The organism is Cytobacillus spartinae, assembly GCF_042865285.1.
Lineage (GTDB): Bacteria > Bacillota > Bacilli > Bacillales > Cytobacillaceae > Robertmurraya_A > Robertmurraya_A spartinae.
In genome coordinates, this window is sequence record NZ_JBIACK010000013.1 from 126108 (window position 1) to 143536 (window position 17429).

Annotated in this window: 18 protein-coding genes and 2 rRNA genes; 17 read left to right on the plus strand and 3 right to left on the minus strand. The window is 36.8% G+C overall.

What is annotated here, in order from left to right; translation table 11 throughout:
* Positions 1-15 precede the first annotated feature (15 nt).
* The 4 genes from ACFYKX_RS21445 (at position 16) to ACFYKX_RS21460 (ending at position 4446) form a co-directional block, all read left to right on the plus strand.
* The gene (locus ACFYKX_RS21445; protein ID WP_389363433.1) at positions 16-1749 is read left to right on the plus strand and encodes a phospho-sugar mutase; all 1734 of its coding nucleotides are present in this window, start codon (positions 16-18) and stop codon (positions 1747-1749) included.
* A 242-nt stretch (positions 1750-1991) separates the two neighbouring features.
* The gene (locus ACFYKX_RS21450) at positions 1992-3110 is read left to right on the plus strand and encodes a GAF domain-containing sensor histidine kinase (RefSeq protein WP_389363434.1); all 1119 of its coding nucleotides are present in this window, start codon (positions 1992-1994) and stop codon (positions 3108-3110) included.
* Between the two features lie 12 nt (positions 3111-3122).
* Entirely contained in the window at positions 3123-3773 is a 651-nt protein-coding gene (locus tag ACFYKX_RS21455; protein ID WP_389363436.1) for a response regulator, read from the plus strand.
* A 139-nt stretch (positions 3774-3912) separates the two neighbouring features.
* On the plus strand, positions 3913-4446 hold the full coding sequence (locus ACFYKX_RS21460) for an NADPH-dependent FMN reductase (protein WP_389363438.1): 534 nt from the start codon (positions 3913-3915) through the stop codon (positions 4444-4446).
* A gap of 93 nt (positions 4447-4539) precedes the next feature.
* Here ACFYKX_RS21460 and ACFYKX_RS21465 read toward each other — a convergent pair whose 3' ends face one another.
* Positions 4540-4791: a YhdB family protein gene (locus ACFYKX_RS21465; protein ID WP_389363440.1), complete on the minus strand. Its 252-nt coding sequence runs from the start codon at positions 4789-4791 to the stop codon at positions 4540-4542.
* A 179-nt stretch (positions 4792-4970) separates the two neighbouring features.
* Between ACFYKX_RS21465 and ACFYKX_RS21470 the strand changes: the two genes are divergently transcribed.
* The 4 genes from ACFYKX_RS21470 (at position 4971) to ACFYKX_RS21485 (ending at position 8914) form a co-directional block, all read left to right on the plus strand.
* Entirely contained in the window at positions 4971-5960 is a 990-nt protein-coding gene (locus tag ACFYKX_RS21470; protein WP_389363442.1) for a M14 family zinc carboxypeptidase, read from the plus strand.
* A gap of 110 nt (positions 5961-6070) precedes the next feature.
* Complete coding sequence (locus ACFYKX_RS21475; RefSeq protein WP_389363443.1) at positions 6071-7483, plus strand: SpoVR family protein; 1413 nt, start codon at positions 6071-6073, stop codon at positions 7481-7483.
* A gap of 155 nt (positions 7484-7638) precedes the next feature.
* The gene (locus ACFYKX_RS21480) at positions 7639-7953 is read left to right on the plus strand and encodes an ArsR/SmtB family transcription factor (RefSeq protein WP_389363445.1); all 315 of its coding nucleotides are present in this window, start codon (positions 7639-7641) and stop codon (positions 7951-7953) included.
* A gap of 22 nt (positions 7954-7975) precedes the next feature.
* A complete protein-coding gene (locus ACFYKX_RS21485; protein WP_389363447.1) occupies positions 7976-8914 on the plus strand; it encodes a cation diffusion facilitator family transporter in 939 nt (312 codons plus the stop codon).
* 169 nt (positions 8915-9083) lie between these two features.
* On the opposite strand, the gene ACFYKX_RS21490 is transcribed toward ACFYKX_RS21485, so the two are convergent.
* Positions 9084-9302: a hypothetical protein gene (locus ACFYKX_RS21490; RefSeq protein WP_389363449.1), complete on the minus strand. Its 219-nt coding sequence runs from the start codon at positions 9300-9302 to the stop codon at positions 9084-9086.
* A 49-nt stretch (positions 9303-9351) separates the two neighbouring features.
* Positions 9352-10215, minus strand: a complete 864-nt coding sequence (locus tag ACFYKX_RS21495) for a permease (protein WP_389363451.1) — start codon at positions 10213-10215, stop codon at positions 9352-9354.
* Between the two features lie 487 nt (positions 10216-10702).
* On the opposite strand from ACFYKX_RS21495, the gene ACFYKX_RS21500 reads away from it, so the two are divergent.
* The 9 genes from ACFYKX_RS21500 to ACFYKX_RS21540 form a co-directional block, all read left to right on the plus strand.
* Entirely contained in the window at positions 10703-11053 is a 351-nt protein-coding gene (locus tag ACFYKX_RS21500; RefSeq protein WP_389363453.1) for an ArsR/SmtB family transcription factor, read from the plus strand.
* Positions 11054-11069: 16 nt separating this feature from the next.
* Positions 11070-12368, plus strand: a complete 1299-nt coding sequence (locus tag ACFYKX_RS21505; RefSeq protein WP_389363455.1) for an arsenic transporter — start codon at positions 11070-11072, stop codon at positions 12366-12368.
* Between the two features lie 19 nt (positions 12369-12387).
* Positions 12388-12807, plus strand: coding sequence for an arsenate reductase (thioredoxin) (gene arsC / locus ACFYKX_RS21510; protein ID WP_389363457.1), 420 nt, complete (start codon positions 12388-12390; stop codon positions 12805-12807).
* A 105-nt stretch (positions 12808-12912) separates the two neighbouring features.
* Positions 12913-13257 (plus strand): arsenite efflux transporter metallochaperone ArsD, encoded by a 345-nt coding sequence (gene arsD / locus ACFYKX_RS21515; RefSeq protein WP_389363459.1) that lies wholly within the window; start codon positions 12913-12915, stop codon positions 13255-13257.
* A gap of 22 nt (positions 13258-13279) precedes the next feature.
* A complete protein-coding gene (gene arsA / locus ACFYKX_RS21520; protein WP_389363461.1) occupies positions 13280-15052 on the plus strand; it encodes an arsenical pump-driving ATPase in 1773 nt (590 codons plus the stop codon).
* Between the two features lie 137 nt (positions 15053-15189).
* A complete protein-coding gene (locus ACFYKX_RS21525; protein WP_389363475.1) occupies positions 15190-15348 on the plus strand; it encodes a hypothetical protein in 159 nt (52 codons plus the stop codon).
* Positions 15349-15935: 587 nt separating this feature from the next.
* Positions 15936-16718 (plus strand): TerC family protein, encoded by a 783-nt coding sequence (locus ACFYKX_RS21530; RefSeq protein ID WP_389363462.1) that lies wholly within the window; start codon positions 15936-15938, stop codon positions 16716-16718.
* Positions 16719-16913: 195 nt separating this feature from the next.
* Positions 16914-17030, plus strand: a 5S ribosomal RNA gene (gene rrf / locus ACFYKX_RS21535).
* Positions 17031-17320: 290 nt separating this feature from the next.
* A 16S ribosomal RNA gene (locus ACFYKX_RS21540) occupies positions 17321-17429 on the plus strand; the annotation flags it as partial.

A 17429-nucleotide genomic window follows, 5' to 3' on the forward strand; every position in this document is an offset into this window, starting at 1 on the left:
TCAGGAGGCTTACTAATGAGTTGGAAAGAAAAAGCTGAACTGTGGCTTAATTTTGAATCCCTACATAATGAATTAAAATCGGACTTACATTCATTATCTGAAAAAGACTTAGAGGAAGCTTTTTATCGAAATTTAGAATTTGGTACAGGTGGTATGCGCGGGGAGATTGGTGTTGGTACAAACAGAATGAATGTGTATACCGTCAGAAAAGCTTCGGCAGGTTTAGCATCCTACATAGAAGAGTTTGGGAGCGAGGCAAAAAAGCGTGGGGTTGTAATCGCTTATGATTCACGTCACAAATCTAGTGAGTTTGCGATGGAGGCGGCTAAGACGATTGCATCAAAGGGAATCGTCACGTATGTGTTTGAAGAACTTAGACCAACACCAGAGCTGTCTTTTGCGGTACGCCACTTAAATGCTTTTGCGGGCATTGTGATTACAGCTAGTCATAATCCTCCTGAATACAACGGTTATAAAGTGTATGGATCTGACGGTGGTCAGCTCCCACCTGAAGCAGCTGATGCTGTAATTGCAAAGGTGAATGAAATTGAAAATGAGCTAGAGATAGTGGTGCAGGCGGAAGAATCATTAGTTGAAAGAGGATTAATCAACATGATTGGGAAAGAAATAGACCAGGCCTATCTTGAAAAATTAATCACCATTTCAGAAAACCCAACGCTTGGTAAAGAATCCGATATAAAAGTAGTCTTTACTCCACTTCATGGGACGGCGAATATTCCAGTCAGGACAGCTTTGGAGGCATTAGATTATAAAAATGTATCAGTGGTTGCTGAGCAAGAACTTCCTGATCCAGAATTTTCAACAGTAAAGAGCCCAAATCCTGAAGAACATGCAGCATTTGAGCTTGCGATCAGAGATGGTGAAAAGATGGGTGCAGATTTATTAATTGCGACTGACCCTGATGCAGACCGTCTAGGCATTGCTGTGAAGAATGAACAAGGTGAGTACGAGGTTTTAACAGGAAACCAAACAGGTGCTATCCTCTTGCATTATTTGTTAACGCAAAAGAAGGCGAAAGGTACCCTTGCAAAAAATGCTGTCATGCTGAAAACCATTGTAACTTCTGAATTAGGAAAAGAAATTGCCTCATCCTTTGGTGTTGAGACAAAGGATGTATTAACTGGATTTAAGTTTATCGCAGAGAAGATCAATGAATTTGATTCTTCTGAGGAGTTTTCATTCCTGTTTGGGTATGAGGAAAGCTATGGGTACTTAATTAGTGACTTTGCACGTGATAAAGATGCAGTGCAAGCAGCCCTTCTAGCTACAGAAGTTTGTGCCTATTATAAAACACAAGGACTTTCCTTGTATGAAGCCTTAATGTCTATCTATGAACAATATGGATATTATAAGGAAGGCTTACGTTCTCTAACGCTAAAAGGTAAAGCGGGAGCAGAAGCCATTCAGCAAACATTGACTTCTTTTAGAGAAAATCCTATCCAAACACTAGGAAATCTAGCTGTAGTGAAAACGGAGGATTATTTAACAGGAGTCCGTGCTATTGATGGTAAGGAAGAAACGATCCAATTACCAACCTCTAATGTCTTAAAGTATTACTTTGAAGATGGTTCTTGGGTATGTTTAAGACCTTCTGGAACAGAACCAAAGATCAAATTCTACTTTGGGGTAAATAGCAAGAGCCTACAAGAAAGTAAAGAAAAGTTATCTAGAATCGAAAAAGACTTTATGGATCTTGTAGATGAAAGAATGAATAGCATAACAGCTTAGAATGATGGGATTGGCCTCTTTGGTCAGTCCTTTTTTCTTTGTACAGGAAGTCGATTTGAAACTGGAGATTTCACTATGTGTTATTAGGCTTAATTCTCATACTTTAGTCTTAATTCATCTTCATCCCTTTTACTAAGGTAGAAAATCCAAAAACAAGATATAATTGTAAAAAGTAGGTTTAATTTTAGAACAATCGCTTTAAATCATAGATACAGACGCAAGAAATTTTGGGAGGGAGAAGGATGATCCTTGAAAGGCGGCATTCAGAAGTTACGATTTTAAAGGAAATCGCAGAACTATTGAACGAGGGTACTGAGATTAGTCAGATATTATCTGAAGTGCTTAAAAAGTTACTGCACGTGACAGGTTTACAAACAGGTTGGATTTTTCTCATTGATGAAAAAGGGAACTATCAACTGAGTGCAAAAGAGAACTTACCACCAGCTCTATCAGTAAATTACTGTGAACGAATGTGTAAGGGAGACTGCTGGTGCATTGACCGTTACAACGACGGAAGGCTAGATAAAGCAACTAATATTATTGAATGTAAAAGAATTGAAGATATCTTAGAGCAGAAATTGGGTGAAACAAATGAGTTAACCCATCATGCATCTGTCCCATTAAGGGCTGGTTCAGAGAAATTTGGAGTATTGAATGTGGGGTCTCCAAATAAAAGAATTTTTTCTACTGATGAATTAGCATTGCTTGAAAGCATTGCCTTCCAAATTGGAACAGCACTTAAGAGAATCAAGTTAACACATCAAGAGCAAGAAAATGCTCTAACTGCTGAAAGAAATAGGTTAGCAAGGGATCTACATGATTCGGTTAATCAGCTTTTATTCTCTCTAAGCTTAACAGCTAGAGGTGGAATGGAAATGACTGCTGATGAGGAAGTTCGCGAAACATTTTCCTATATTCAAGACTTAGCGCAAAATGCTTTAAGTGAAATGAGGGCATTAATATGGCAACTTAGCCCAAGGGGATTAGAGAATGGGTTAGTGAGTGCATTGAATTCTTATGGGCAAATGCTTGGGCTAAAAGTAAATAGTGATGTAAAAGGGATCATTTGCTTACCGTGTAAGGTGGCTGAAACTTTATGGAGAATTGGTCAAGAGGCACTAGCCAATTGCAAAAAGCATTCACAACAGTCGGAAGTCTCAATTGAAGTGGTAACAGCGAAGAATCTTGTAACCATGACGATTTCCGATAACGGCTGTGGATTTTATTATGATGAACAAAACGAATTACCTTCCCTCGGTCTAAAAAGTATGAAGGATCGAACGGAACTTCATAATGGTTCATTCATTTTAAAGAGTACACCAGGTGTAGGAACTGTAATACAAGTTTCAATTCCTATTTAAGGAGGGATTCAGATGACCATACGTCTTTTAATCGCAGATGATCATCATGTAGTTAGAAGAGGCCTAGTATTTTTCTTAAAAACTCAAAAAGAAATTGAAGTAATTGCTGAAGCCAAAAATGGACAAGAGGCAGTCGAAATGGCTGAACAGTTAAAGCCTGATATCATTTTGATGGATTTAGATATGCCGGTTATGAACGGAATAGAAGCAACAAGACTGATAAAACTTTCAAATCAGAATGTGAAGATTATGATTTTAACAAGCTTTTCTGATCAGGATCACGTGATTCCTGCGATTGAAGCAGGTGCCTCAGGATATCAGTTAAAAGATATAGAGCCTGATGAGCTAGTTAAGACGATCATTCAGTTGATGAATGGGGAAAATCAGCTGCATCCAAAGGCAACCTCCCATCTTTTAACCCATTTAACCAACAAAAGTCATGAGGAAAGAAAACCAATTGACGATTTAACCAATCGTGAGCTTGATGTTTTAAAAGAGATTGCAAAGGGAAAAAGCAATAAGGAAATCGCTGCTGCTCTTTTTATTACAGAGAAAACAGTAAAAAGTCATGTTTCAAATCTTCTTTCAAAATTGCAGCTAGCTGATCGTACACAAGCTGCTCTCTACGCTGTAAAAAATGGTTTGGTAACTGACCACTCATAAGGGAAAGAATTCAGACTAAAGTTGTAGGAATCTTTACTTTTAATTTAGACTAATTATATAGAAAAACTTCATCATAATCGCTGATTTAACAGACTAATTCTCTCCCTATAATAAAAGTAAGAGTAAAGGAGAGATGACAATGAAATTAGTGATCATAAATGGTAGTCCTAGAGCAAAAGGTAGAACGCGGATTGCCACAAAATTTATTTCTAATCAGTATAGCGGAGAGTTGATTGACCTAAGTGATGGGGATATCCCACTGTACAATGGAACTGAAGGACAAACGGAATTGCCTGCAATTAAGAACCTTAGAAAGTTAGTAAAAGAGGCAGATGGGGTTGTATTAGCGACTCCAGAGTACCATAACGGGATGAGTGGAGTCTTGAAAAATGCTTTAGACTTCTTAGGTAGTGAACACTTTGCCAACAAACCCGTCGCATTATTAGCAGTTGCAGGCGGTGGCAAAGGTGGAATAAATGCTCTAAACAATATGCGTATTGTCGGAAGAGGTGTCTATGCGAACGTTATTCCAAGACAATTGGTGCTCGACCCACAATGTTTTGATTATGATGGGAATACGCTATTACAAGAGTCAGCCAAACAAGTAGGAGCCCTAGTAGATGAATTAAAAATGTATATGAGCGGATATATAGCGATGAAACAACATAAATGAAACACGGCCCTTTAGGAGCCGTGTTTTTTTTGGTGGAATTCATTTTGCCTCGGGTGTTTTTACTTTGTCGTATCTGTACAACAAAGTTAAAACTTACCCCATCGTATATGTTGTATCAAGCAACGAATCATTTGGATGTTGTTCATTTGCATGGTCGATGTATCTTAGTAAAGAATATAGATGCTTCTCAATAATTGAGTAATCTTTTTCAAAATTATATGCGTGTAAGAAGTGTTCAATCTTTTTCGATAAAAAGTGGTCCTTCGTTCTTACCATCAGGATTAATAAATTATCCCACTCTGAGCGATGTGTATAGTATAACGCTCTGTCATAATCTTGATTCATTCTCTCTCCTCCTTTTAAAGGAGTTGAGTATAGTGTATGAAATTAAAACAAAAAATCACTCAGTAAAACTTAACACTTCGATAACGATAGGCTTTTCATCTTTTACCTGTATAAGCTAAGTTACAATTAGGAACATTATAAGCTGAAAAAGTTATAAAAAAGCTATTGAAGGAGTTTTTATGTTTAAGGTGTTGTTGCTCGTTGTTAGTATGATGTTTATACATCCATTGTTAGCTTTTGCGAATGAGGGAATTGTAAACCCTTATCAAGTTTATACATATGACACTTTAAAAAAAGATTTACTCGAGCTACAGGGGAAGTTTCCAAGTTCAATCCAAGTGAAAACCATCGGAAAAACTCCTTTCGGAAGAGAAATATATGCAACCAGATTAGGTAGGGGCAAACAAAATATTTTGCTCATTGGAACCCATCATGGAAGAGAATGGATGACAACTTCTTTATTAATGGAAATGCTTGAACAGTATGCTGGCGCGTACCATAGTAAAAAACAATACGGTCCTTATTCAACAGGGGTGCTGGATGATGTATCCATTTGGTTTGTGCCCATGCTTAATCCAGACGGCGTAGAAATTCAACAAGGTAATTTACACCGTTTTCCACCTCACTATCAAAAAAAAATAAAAGCCTTAAATAAAAACCTAGATGATTTTACAAGATGGAAGGCAAATGGGCTAGGAGTAGATCTAAATCGCCAATATCCTGCTGGTTGGAATGAACTGAAGAGCGAACCATCCGAACCATCTTTTCAATTTTATAAAGGGGAAGCACCTCTTGAAGCAAAAGAAGTGAAGGTCCTTACGAATTTCACCAAAAAGATTTCACCTCTAATCGCTGTCCCATATCATTCGTCTGGAAGAATGATCTTTTGGAAGTACAAAAATGGTGTAAACATGGATAGAGACCACTCATTAGCGAAAAAGGTTTCATCACTTACCAATTATGAATTAGATGAACCACCTGATAATGCTACAGGCGGTGGATACACAGATTGGTTTATAACAACATTTAAACGGCCTGCACTTACGATTGAAATTTGTCCATTAGTCGAGAATACCAGCCCTCCACTTTCTGTTTTTCATGAGGAGTGGGAACGAAATAAATATGTCGGACTATTACTTGCAAATGAAGCAAAAGACATAAAAGATTAAAATTCTCTAATTTCCTTTTCGAACAAATATAACAAGTTCCGCTTGTTCCAACTCATCATTTCCGTTTTTTTCTCATACATTGTGATAAGAACAAGAAGGGGGAGAAGCGGATGAGAGAAGAGGAACGAAAGGCCCTAGAATATGCTATAGCCGAAATTACTGAGATTGCAACAGGTTTTGGTTTAGACTTTTATCCGATGAGATATGAAATTTGTCCGGCTGATATCATTTATACATTTGGCGCCTATGGCATGCCAACAAGATTTGCACATTGGAGCTTCGGCAAGCAATTCCATAAGATGAAGCTCCACTACGATTTAGGGTTATCAAAAATTTATGAGCTCGTTATTAATTCTAATCCTTGCTACGCCTTTTTACTTGATTCAAACTCTTTGATTCAAAACAAATTAATTGTTGCCCACGTCCTTGCCCACTGTGACTTCTTCAAAAATAATGCCCGGTTTCAGAACACTAAACGCGACATGGTTGAAAGTATGGCAGCAACTGCCGAAAGAATTCGTCAATATGAAATTGAACATGGAAAACATGAGGTTGAAACGTTCTTAGATGCAGTATTAGCAATAGAAGAACATATTGATCCATCCTTAATGAGACCTAAGCTAGCATGGTCCTTAGATGATATGGAGGAAGAAGAAGACACTCCACAAGCTAGTCCATATGATGATTTATGGAATCTTGATGATAAAAATAAAAAGAAACCAGCCCTTAAGAAAAAGAAAAAGAAATTTCCACCTCAACCAGAAAAAGATATCTTATTATTTATTGAAACTTATAGTCGTGATTTAAGTGATTGGCAGCGGGATATTTTAACGATGATGCGTGAAGAGATGCTTTACTTCTGGCCTCAGCTTGAAACAAAAATCATGAACGAAGGCTGGGCTTCGTTCTGGCATCAAAGAATCTTAAGGGAGATGGATTTGACCTCGGGTGAAGCACTGGAATTTGCAAAACTAAATGCCGGTGTTGTTCAGCCTTCCCGTACAAGTATTAATCCATATTATTTGGGGTTAAAGATCTTTGAGGACATTGAAGAACGCTATAATAATCCAACAGATGAGATGAAAGAAAGAGGAGTTCAGCCTGGTTCCGGTCGTGAGAAGATGTTTGAAGTTCGTGAAATTGAATCTGACATTTCGTTCCTTCGCAATTACTTGACCAAGGACTTAGTGATGCGAGAAGATATGTATTTATTTCAAAAGCAGGGCAAGGATTACAAAATCGTTGATAAAGCTTGGGAACAAGTTCGAGATCAACTAGTAAACATGAGAGTAAATGGTGGCTTCCCGTATATCACAGTGACTGACGGTGATTATTTAAAGAATGGGGAATTGTATTTAAAACACTGGTTTGAAGGCATTGAACTGGATCTGAAATATCTAGAAAAAGTTCTTCCGTATGTTCACCAGCTATGGGGCAGGAGTGTTCATATGGAAACCGTAATAGAAGGAAGAAATATGATGTTCACATACGATGGGAAGGGAATCCATCGGAAATATTTATAATGGGTGAAGTTGCTGAGAAATCAGCAGCTTATTTTTTTGGTCATCTCTCTGTTTGTAAAACCTTTTTAATTATATTGACAATTATTAGTAAAAACCATAAAGTGTAATTACATATATGAATACATACTCATATATTGATATTAGGAGTTGATTTTATGGATAATGAAACAAATACACCTCAATCTTTGGATGAAGAGACATTATTTATTGTTTCCCAAACGTTTAAGGCACTTTCAGATCCTACGAGGATACGAATTTTGCATTTACTATTTCAAGGAGAGCATTCTGTAAATGAGATTGCAGAAAAATTATCTTTATTGCAAACAACGGTTTCTCATCAATTACGCTTCTTAAAGAACTTACGTTTAGTTAAGTATCGGAGAGAAGGTACGACCCTTTTCTATTCATACGATGACAATCATGTTATGGACATTCTTCAACAAACGATTGATCATGCAAGACACCTATAAAAGTTGAAAGGAGTTGAATTTTATGGGACATTCACATCACCACGGGCATCATCATCATAACCATCACCACGACCATCACCACCACACCCATAATGCAAATAAAAAGGTTCTATTGATAAGCTTCCTGCTAATATTTACTTTTATGATTGTTGAGGTTATTGGCGGTTTTGTTACGAACAGCTTAGCGTTACTGAGTGACGCAGGACATATGCTAAGTGATGCTTTTGCACTTGGATTAAGTCTAGCTGCCTTTAAACTTAGCGAAAAAACAGCAAGTTCTGAAAAGACTTTTGGATATAAAAGATTTGAAATATTAGCAGCGTTTATAAATGGGATAACCCTTATTGGAATTTCTCTTTATATCTTTTGGGAGGCATATCACCGGTTCGCTAATCCACCTAAGGTAAGCACGGGAATGATGCTTATTGCGGTGATTGGTTTACTTGTAAATATTGTAGTTGCATGGATATTGCTTAAAGGTGATACTAGTGAAAACCTTAATCTTCGAAGTGCATTTCTACATGTATTAGGAGATCTATTAGGTTCAGTGGGGGCTATTATTGCAGGGGGACTTATCTACTTCTTTAGTTGGAATATTGCAGACCCTATTGCGAGTGTACTAGTAGCGGTTCTTGTCCTCATTAGTGGTTGGGGGGTTACAAAAGACTCCATCCATGTATTGATGGAAGGGGTTCCAACCAATATCAGTATCGAGAACGTCAAAGCATCCATAAAAAAAGTAGAGGGTGTTAAGGACGTTCATGATTTACATGTATGGGCAATTACATCGGACTTCCCATCCCTAAGCTGCCACATTGTTGTAGATGCAAATGTGAATAGAGATATAATTCTGAAGGAACTAACAGAGACACTTAAGGTGAAGCACCATCTAAAGCATATAACTCTCCAAATAGAAGGAGAAGATTTCGAGCACGAAGATCTTAGAGAATTTTGCCATTAGATTGCTTTCTATAAACGGAGAAAAATCTTAGAATAAAAACGGCTCTTGCAGAAAAGTGTTTGATATTAAAGTGGTACTTAATATGGGAAAAAGCTGTCGGTTACCAAGATAAAAAGGTTCATGAAAAAGAGGCATTTTCGGTTGAGAATGCCTCTTCTTACATATTCATTTAGCTACAGCAGGCTTCACTGCTTTCTGTAGTGCTTTCACAACAAGCTTGTGACTGCTCAATTTCTTTAATTTCCACATTACAACAAGTAGAAGCTTCCTGAACTTCTTTAATCTCCGCTGTACAACAGTTAGAGCCTTCCTGAACTTCTTTAATCTCTACTGCGCAACAGTTAGAACCTTCCTTCTTACCAAATAACACCTTAATAAATTTTGTCATTTTCATACACCCCTTTTATCAAAAATATTTGATTAATTAAACACAAGATTTATATGATATAAAACACAAAGCCCGATATAGTAGACATCGTTAGAACAGATCCTATAAATGCGATTATCAGTTGCTTACGAAAAATAGATTTTAGCAAGATAATTTCAGGAAGGCTTGCACCTGCGGAACTAATCATCATCGCCATTACAGGACCAAGAGCCATTCCTTTTAGAATTAAGATTTGTGATATAGGAATCATGCTTGATAAACGGATATATAAAGGAATTCCTATCAGTGCAGCAATAGGGATTAACCACCATGCATCATGCCCAAACCATTTTGCGATAAATTCAGTAGGAACTAACCCATGTATAACAGCACCAATAGCAGCCCCAATAATTAAGTATGGATAAACACTTTTCATCAATGACCATGTCTCGTTAATTGCATGGCTAACATTAAACTTTTTCTTTTCAGAATCAAATCCTGTCATAATCACATTCTTAACATATTTTTGAAATCCGAGGCGATCTAATGTAAAACCAATTACGATAGAAAAAACGGTTGTAATAAGGGTATAGATGATAGTAACTTTCCATCCCATAACCACACCCATTATCGTTAGGATCGTAGGGTCGAGAACGGGTGAAGCAAATAAAAATACCATAACAATTGAAAAAGGTATTTTATTTTTTAGCATATTAACGACTACAGGAATCGTGGAGCAAGAACAAAAGGGTGTAATAAATGCAAAAAGAATGGCTATTATACTGGCTACTACCTTATTGCTTTCTGAAAGTTTCTTTTCAATCTTTTCATAGGGAATATAACCCTGAAGCAGACTGATGATGAAAGAAATTCCAACAAAGAGTAGTGTTAGTTCAAGAACAATCCAGAGAAAGCTTTTTATAAACTCTTCCATTTGAAATTCCTCCCTAACAACAACATTGAATCGGTACACAACTGTTATGTTTCAGAACTATTGGTAGGTTCCCCTTAACGTTCAATTGTGTTGTTTCTCTATTAAAAAACTTCCAGTAACTCTTAGCCTTTCTTTCAACTTCTTGTTGCTTTAATTTTGCAATTATTAACTCTTGGTCATGAAATAACATTCTAATCCCTCCGTAATAAAGTTGATTTGTTAATATTTATATCAAAAATACTTGATAAATGAATCATAACTCTTTTATTTGTAAAATACAACTATTTTTTTGTAAAAAAAAACAAAAAAAACTAATTTATACAATTTAATTAGTTATTATTTATTGTAAAATACAAACTTAATGTTGATATAAAAACAGAAAAAAACTGATTGATTATATAAGCATATACTTATATAATGATAAAGGAACTTAATACTTCATCTTAAAAATGAAAAGACTAAAAGAAGTGAAAGTTTGGAGGGTGCTATGATCACAAATCGATCTACCATTGATATGGAGAGAGCTGCGAACGTTTTAAAGTTATTAGGTGACAAAACAAGATTAACGATGATGAGAATTCTTTCTGAACAAGATTGTTGCGTATGCGAATTCGTTGAAATTTTTCAAGCTAGCCAACCAGCCATTAGTCAACATATAAGGAAGCTAAAGGATGTAGGGTTAGTTAGAGAAAGTAGAAGGGGGCAATGGATCATCTATTCTCTTAATGAGGATTATGAATATTTACCGTTTGTAAAAGGATTGCTTGAAGCTTTACCAAGCCAGGAATATAGGTTAATTGAACTTGAAAAACAAGGTAAACGGATTTCTTGTGAATAAATGAGGTGAATAGAATATGGCATCAGTCATATTAGCATTAGTAATTTTCCTTGCCACACTTACCTTAGTAATATGGCAGCCAAAGGGGTTAGGTATTGGTTGGTCAGCGTGTGCAGGAGCAATTTTGGCATTGTTGGTTAACGTTGTATCCTTTCAGGATGTAATGGATGTAACAAGCATTGTATGGAATGCAACCTTAACCTTTGTAGCACTTATTATCATTTCTCTTATCTTAGATGAAATTGGATTTTTTGAATGGGCTGCGTTACATATGGCTCGCTATGCAAAAGGGAATGGTTTACGCATGTTTTTACTAGTAACCATTTTAGGCGCTATTGTTGCAGCGTTTTTTGCAAATGATGGAGCAGCACTTATATTAACTCCAATCGTGCTAGCTATGGTTCGTGCATTAAAGTTTAAAGACATGATGATTCTACCTTTCATCATGGCCAGCGGATTTATTGCAGATACGACTTCTTTGCCGTTAGTTGTTAGTAATCTTGTAAATATTGTGTCTGCTGATTATTTTAATATCGGTTTTGCAGAGTATGCATCACGCATGATTGTACCCAACTTTTTTAGTTTAGCTGCAAGTATTTTAGTTCTCTACCTATATTTTAGAAAAAGTATCCCAAAAACCTTCGATCATACACAGTTGAGAACACCTGTAGAGGCCATTAAAGACAAAAAAATGTTTAGGCTATCCTGGCTAGTTCTTTCCGTTTTACTTGTAGGTTATTTTGTAAGTGAATTCTTGGGTATTCCAGTATCATTGATCGCTGGCATCATTGCAATCATCTTTTTACTGATTGCTAGAAAAAGTCCTGCTGTCCATACTGCTACCGTTTTAAAAGGAGCACCTTGGGCAATCGTTTTCTTTTCGATAGGAATGTACGTGGTTGTATACGGACTTAGAAATGTAGGGCTGACTAGTATTTTGGCAGATGTTATTCAACAAACAGCTGATCAAGGGTTATTTGCTGCTACGATTGGAATGGGCTTTATAGCTGCCATTCTTTCATCAGTAATGAACAATATGCCTACTGTTATGATTGATGCTCTTGCTATTTCTGAAACGAGCACAACTGGTGTAATTAGAGAAGCACTTATCTATGCAAATGTAATTGGATCTGATCTAGGCCCGAAGATCACCCCAATTGGGTCCCTTGCAACTCTTTTATGGCTCCATGTTCTAAACACGAAAGGTGTAAAAATTACATGGGGATACTATTTTAAAGTGGGAATTATATTAACTATTCCTACACTATTTATTACTCTAGTTGGATTGTATGTTTGGTTATTAATAATTTCATAAAACTAAGGAGTGTTTCAATATGGAAAAAAAGACAATCTATTTTTTATGTACGGGGAATTCTTGCAGAAGCCAAATGGCAGAAGGATGGGCAAAGAAACACTTAGGAGACGAGTGGGAAGTGAAAAGTGCAGGCCTTGAGGCTCATGGGTTAAATCCAAATGCGGTCAAAGCAATGGAAGAAGCAGGTATTGATATTTCTACCCAAACATCCGATGTGATTGATCCTGAAATCTTAAATAGAGCGGATTTAGTCGTTACATTATGTGGCCACGCTGCTGACCATTGTCCTGTAACCCCTCCTCATATTAAACGAGTTCATTGGGGATTTGATGACCCAGCAAAAGCCGAAGGAACGGACGGAGAGAAATGGGCATTCTTCCAACGTGTCCGTGATGAAATAGGGGAACGTATTGAACGTTTCAAAAACACAGGAGAGTAATATTAAATGGGCCGAGAATCTTCTCGGCTTTGATTTTGTGCAAGATTTACCAACAAAAGTTCAATATTTTTTGACTTACTATAAATTATAGGAGGGAACTATTTTATGAAACTTGAAATATTTGACCCCGCTATGTGTTGTCCAACGGGTGTTTGTGGACCAAGTGTTGATCCGGAATTAACACGTATAGCGTCAGCCCTATTTTTATTAGAAGGAAAAGGTTTCCTCGTTAAGAGATACAATTTAGGAAGTGAACCCGGTATGTTCGTTAATAACACTTTAGTGAATGAACGACTAAATGAAAAAGGTCCTGACGTCCTTCCATTAATACTTTTAGACGGAAAGATTGTGAGAGAAGGAAGCTATCCTACGAATGAAGAATTGGCATCGTGGTTTGGAATTTCACCTACAATCCTTGAAGTGAAGAAAACTACTAAAGAACTTCTATAATAAGAAATTAAGGGGGATATTAATGTATTCCATGTTTCGCCCAGAAGAAATGTCATTTTCACGTTTTTTGTTTTTCACTGGCAAAGGCGGTGTGGGAAAAACCTCCACTGCTAGTGCCTTGGCAATAACATTAGCAAATCTCGGTAAACAAGTGTTAATCGTTTCAACGGACCCAGCATCAAACCTACAGGATGTCTTTGAAATAGAACTTACCAATAACATTATTTCCATCCCGGCTGTTGAAGGACTCTTTGCTTGTAATATTGATGCCGAGGAAGCAGCTAGACAATATCGAGAAAAGGTCGTGGAGCCTTATCGAGGGAAACTACCTGATAGTGTCATACAAACGATGGAAGAGCAAATGTCTGGTGCATGCACGGTCGAAATAGCAGCTTTTGATGAGTTTACTAATTTACTTACTGACGCTAAGATTGAGGCTACCTATGATCACATTATATTTGATACCGCACCAACCGGACATACTCTAAGGTTATTGCAGTTACCGATGGCTTGGACTGACTTTTTAAATGAAAGCACACACGGTGCAAGTTGCTTAGGACCACTTTCTGGCCTTGCGGAAAAAAAGGAATTGTATTCAAAATCTGTTTCAACACTTTCTAATCCAAGTAAAACAACTTTGTTTTTAGTATCGAGACCAGAGGAGTCCACAATACATGAGGCAAAAAGAGCTTCAATGGAATTAAGGGAAGTAGGCCTTGAAAATCAAATCCTTCTCATAAACGGAGTCCTCCAGGAGTGCATTCAAACAGATGAAGTTTCAAGTGCTTTTTATAAAAAACAGCAAAGAGCCTTAAAGGAGATACCTGCTGAACTAAGAGAACTAAATATCTTTGAGATCCCTCTTGTTTCATTCTCATTAACAGGAATAGACTCTTTAAAGAAACTTTTTCTTATTGATAAGGATCCAACTTCTTCTTTTAGTAGTGAAATAATAAAATTGGAGTTACCACCTTTTGAAAAACTTATAAATGATCTACATGATCGGGGAATCCGTATCATTCTTACCATGGGCAAAGGAGGGGTTGGGAAAACAGCCATCGCTTCAGCAATTGCTGTGGGGCTTTCTGAAAAAGGAAACCGTGTTCACTTAACAACCACAGATCCAGCAGCTCATTTAGACAACTACTTCCCTGAAGGTATGAGTTCTGAAAATCTCACGATAAGTCGTATAGACCCAGATGTGGAAGTTGAGAACTATCGTAACGAAGTCCTAAACAAAGTATCAACTGAGTTAGATGAACAGGCAATAGCCTATATCAAAGAAGATTTAGAGTCCCCTTGTACAGAAGAAATCGCAATATTTAAGGCATTTGCAAGTGTAGTGGATGAATCAAAGCATGAAGTGGTGGTTATCGACACAGCACCTACAGGCCATACATTACTTTTGTTAGATGCTGCACAATCGTACCATAAAGAACTGGAGCGCTCGACTGGAGAAATACCTGAAAGTGTTAGGGAACTCCTTCCTAGACTAAGAAATAATAAACAGACAGAAGTTGTTATAGTGACTCTTCCTGAAGCAACCCCTGTATTAGAAGCTAGTAGGTTACAAGAGGATTTAGAGAGAGCTCATATCTATTCTAATTGGTGGGTTGTTAATCAAAGTTTCTCTGCTACTGATACAACAGACCCTATATTGAGTAGAAGAGCTGTATCTGAACAGTACTGGATTTCAAAAGTTAAAAATAAACTTGCCAAGCATTTTTCTGTTATTCCATGGTTAAAAAATGAGACAATAGGCTTTGAACAATTGAAGAAATTAGTTAGAAAATAAAGGGGGAAAATATAAAGATGCAGATAACAGATCAAGCACGCGATCTATTGAAAGAAATACTGAAAGAAAAAGATGCTTCTGGAATTAGAGTTTACTTCGCAGGCTTTGGCTGAGGTCAACCACAAATTGGACTGGCTCTGGATGAGCCGGAAGCAGATGATAAGGTAGTAACTCTTAATGATATTAAGGTAGCGATCGATCCCAACATTGAAATGTACACCGATGGCCTTGTATTAGAATTTAATGAAGAGATGAATAGTTTAGTTCTATCGGGTAACGAAAGTGATTGCTGTTAAGTAGTCATTAAACGTAAATAACAAAGTATGTTAAATAGGAATAGAATAACTTCTAGGTATGTATGTACATTTGTATCATCTATTCATTAGTAGTAGCATACTATTATATATAAGATAAATTATTGTTATTGACGAATACAAAATTAACCATTATCCTATAAATAAGTTCAATTGAATAATTCCTTTTCATAAAGGGGAGTAGCTTTAACAGCAAAGTCGTCATTTCGGAGGTAACTCTCGGCTTTGTTGGCAACTTACGTTGTTAGCAAGACCTTTACCAAAAACGGTAAGGGTCTTTTTGTTTTTTAGGCCTTTACTTTTACAGTAAAGGTCTTTTTTCATGATTAGTAACGAAATACGAATTCGTTTACTTTTTGATAAGAAGAAATTTTTCTAAGTACGGATTGAACTTTAATCAGAAGTGGGTAGGAGGGTCTAATTAGGATATGATATTTTAATGTAAAATTCAGTAAGTCAAGCATTTCGTTAATAATAGGTTTTTATAGGGTAAATACTAAATTAACAGACAAGGTTATTGGACTTATATTGTTTAACAAGAAAAGAGATATTATGGGAGGAGTTTTATAATGGAAGTTGGATTATTACTTGAGTACGGATGGGTATTGCTCGTACTTATTGCTCTAGAGGGCTTATTAGCAGCCGATAATGCTCTAGTTTTAGCGATTATGGTTAAGCATCTACCAGATGAACAGCGAAAGAAAGCGTTATTCTACGGATTAGCGGGTGCTTTTGTCTTTAGATTTGCTTCATTATTTGCAATTTCATTTTTAGTAAATGTATGGCAGGTACAGGCAATTGGTGCGTTATATTTATTATTCATAGCGATTAATCATATAGCCAGAAAGTTAATTAAGAAAAAGGTTGAAGGCGTTGATGATCATAAAAAAGGAGAAGGAAAGAAAAAAGAAGCTGGTTTTTGGACTACTGTTATTAAAGTAGAGCTAGCTGATATTGCTTTCGCTGTAGATTCTATTTTAGCAGCAGTTGCATTAGCAGTTGTATTACCTGATACTCCACTTCCGAATATTGGTGGACTGGATGGTGGTAAGTTTCTTGTGATTTTTGCAGGGGGACTTATTGGTTTAATTATAATGAGATTTGCTGCTAACTTCTTTGTAACATTACTAAATAGAAAACCAGGTCTAGAGATAGCTGCTTTTCTAATAGTAGGTTGGGTAGGGGTGAAACTAGCTGTTTATACTTTATCTCACCCAGAACTTGCAATCTTACCTAAAGCATTTGCAAAGTCTCCAGAGTGGAAAATTACTTTCTATGTCGTATTAGTGTTATTGGCTCTAGGAGGATGGTTCTTATCTAAGGATAAGAAAGAGATGGATCAAGCAGCTTAAAATATAAATTAAAAGCAGACGGGGTTTTTCAGTGCCTTGTCTGCTTTTTTTAAAATTCATTAAACTTTATGCAGTTGCCCCCTATCAAGAGGAGCAATGTAGAGAAAAATTACCACTGTATTAATGTGAAATAAAATGATATATTAATACATGTCCGAACGATGAATGGATGAATTGACCATGATAACTAAATAGTCTGGTGATGATGGCGAGAAGGTCACACCCGTTCCCATACCGAACACGGAAGTTAAGCTTCTCAGCGCCAATGGTAGTTAGGGGCTGTCCCCTTGTGAGAGTAGGACGTCGCCAGGCGGAAGACAGAGAGTTTCCTCTTTGTCTTTTTTAATCCCTTTGAAGAGGTAAACATTACCACGGATAAGCGATTGACGAACAACACCAACGGTGTTATGATATAACTCCTGCTTCGGAAACACGATTTTTACTTTTAAAAACTTAAAAAAAGTGTTGACGAAGTGATAGAGAAAATGTTATATTAATATAGTTGCTTTTGAAGTGACGAAACAAATTGTTCTTTGAAAACTAAACAAATCATACGTCAACGTAAGTTTTAAATGGTTTTAAACAAGAGCTAATCTTACTCTTTATTGGAGAGTTTGATCCTGGCTCAGGACGAACGCTGGCGGCGTGCCTAATACATGCAAGTCGAGCGAAGATTTAAAAGCTTGCTTTTGAATCTTAGCGGCGGACGGG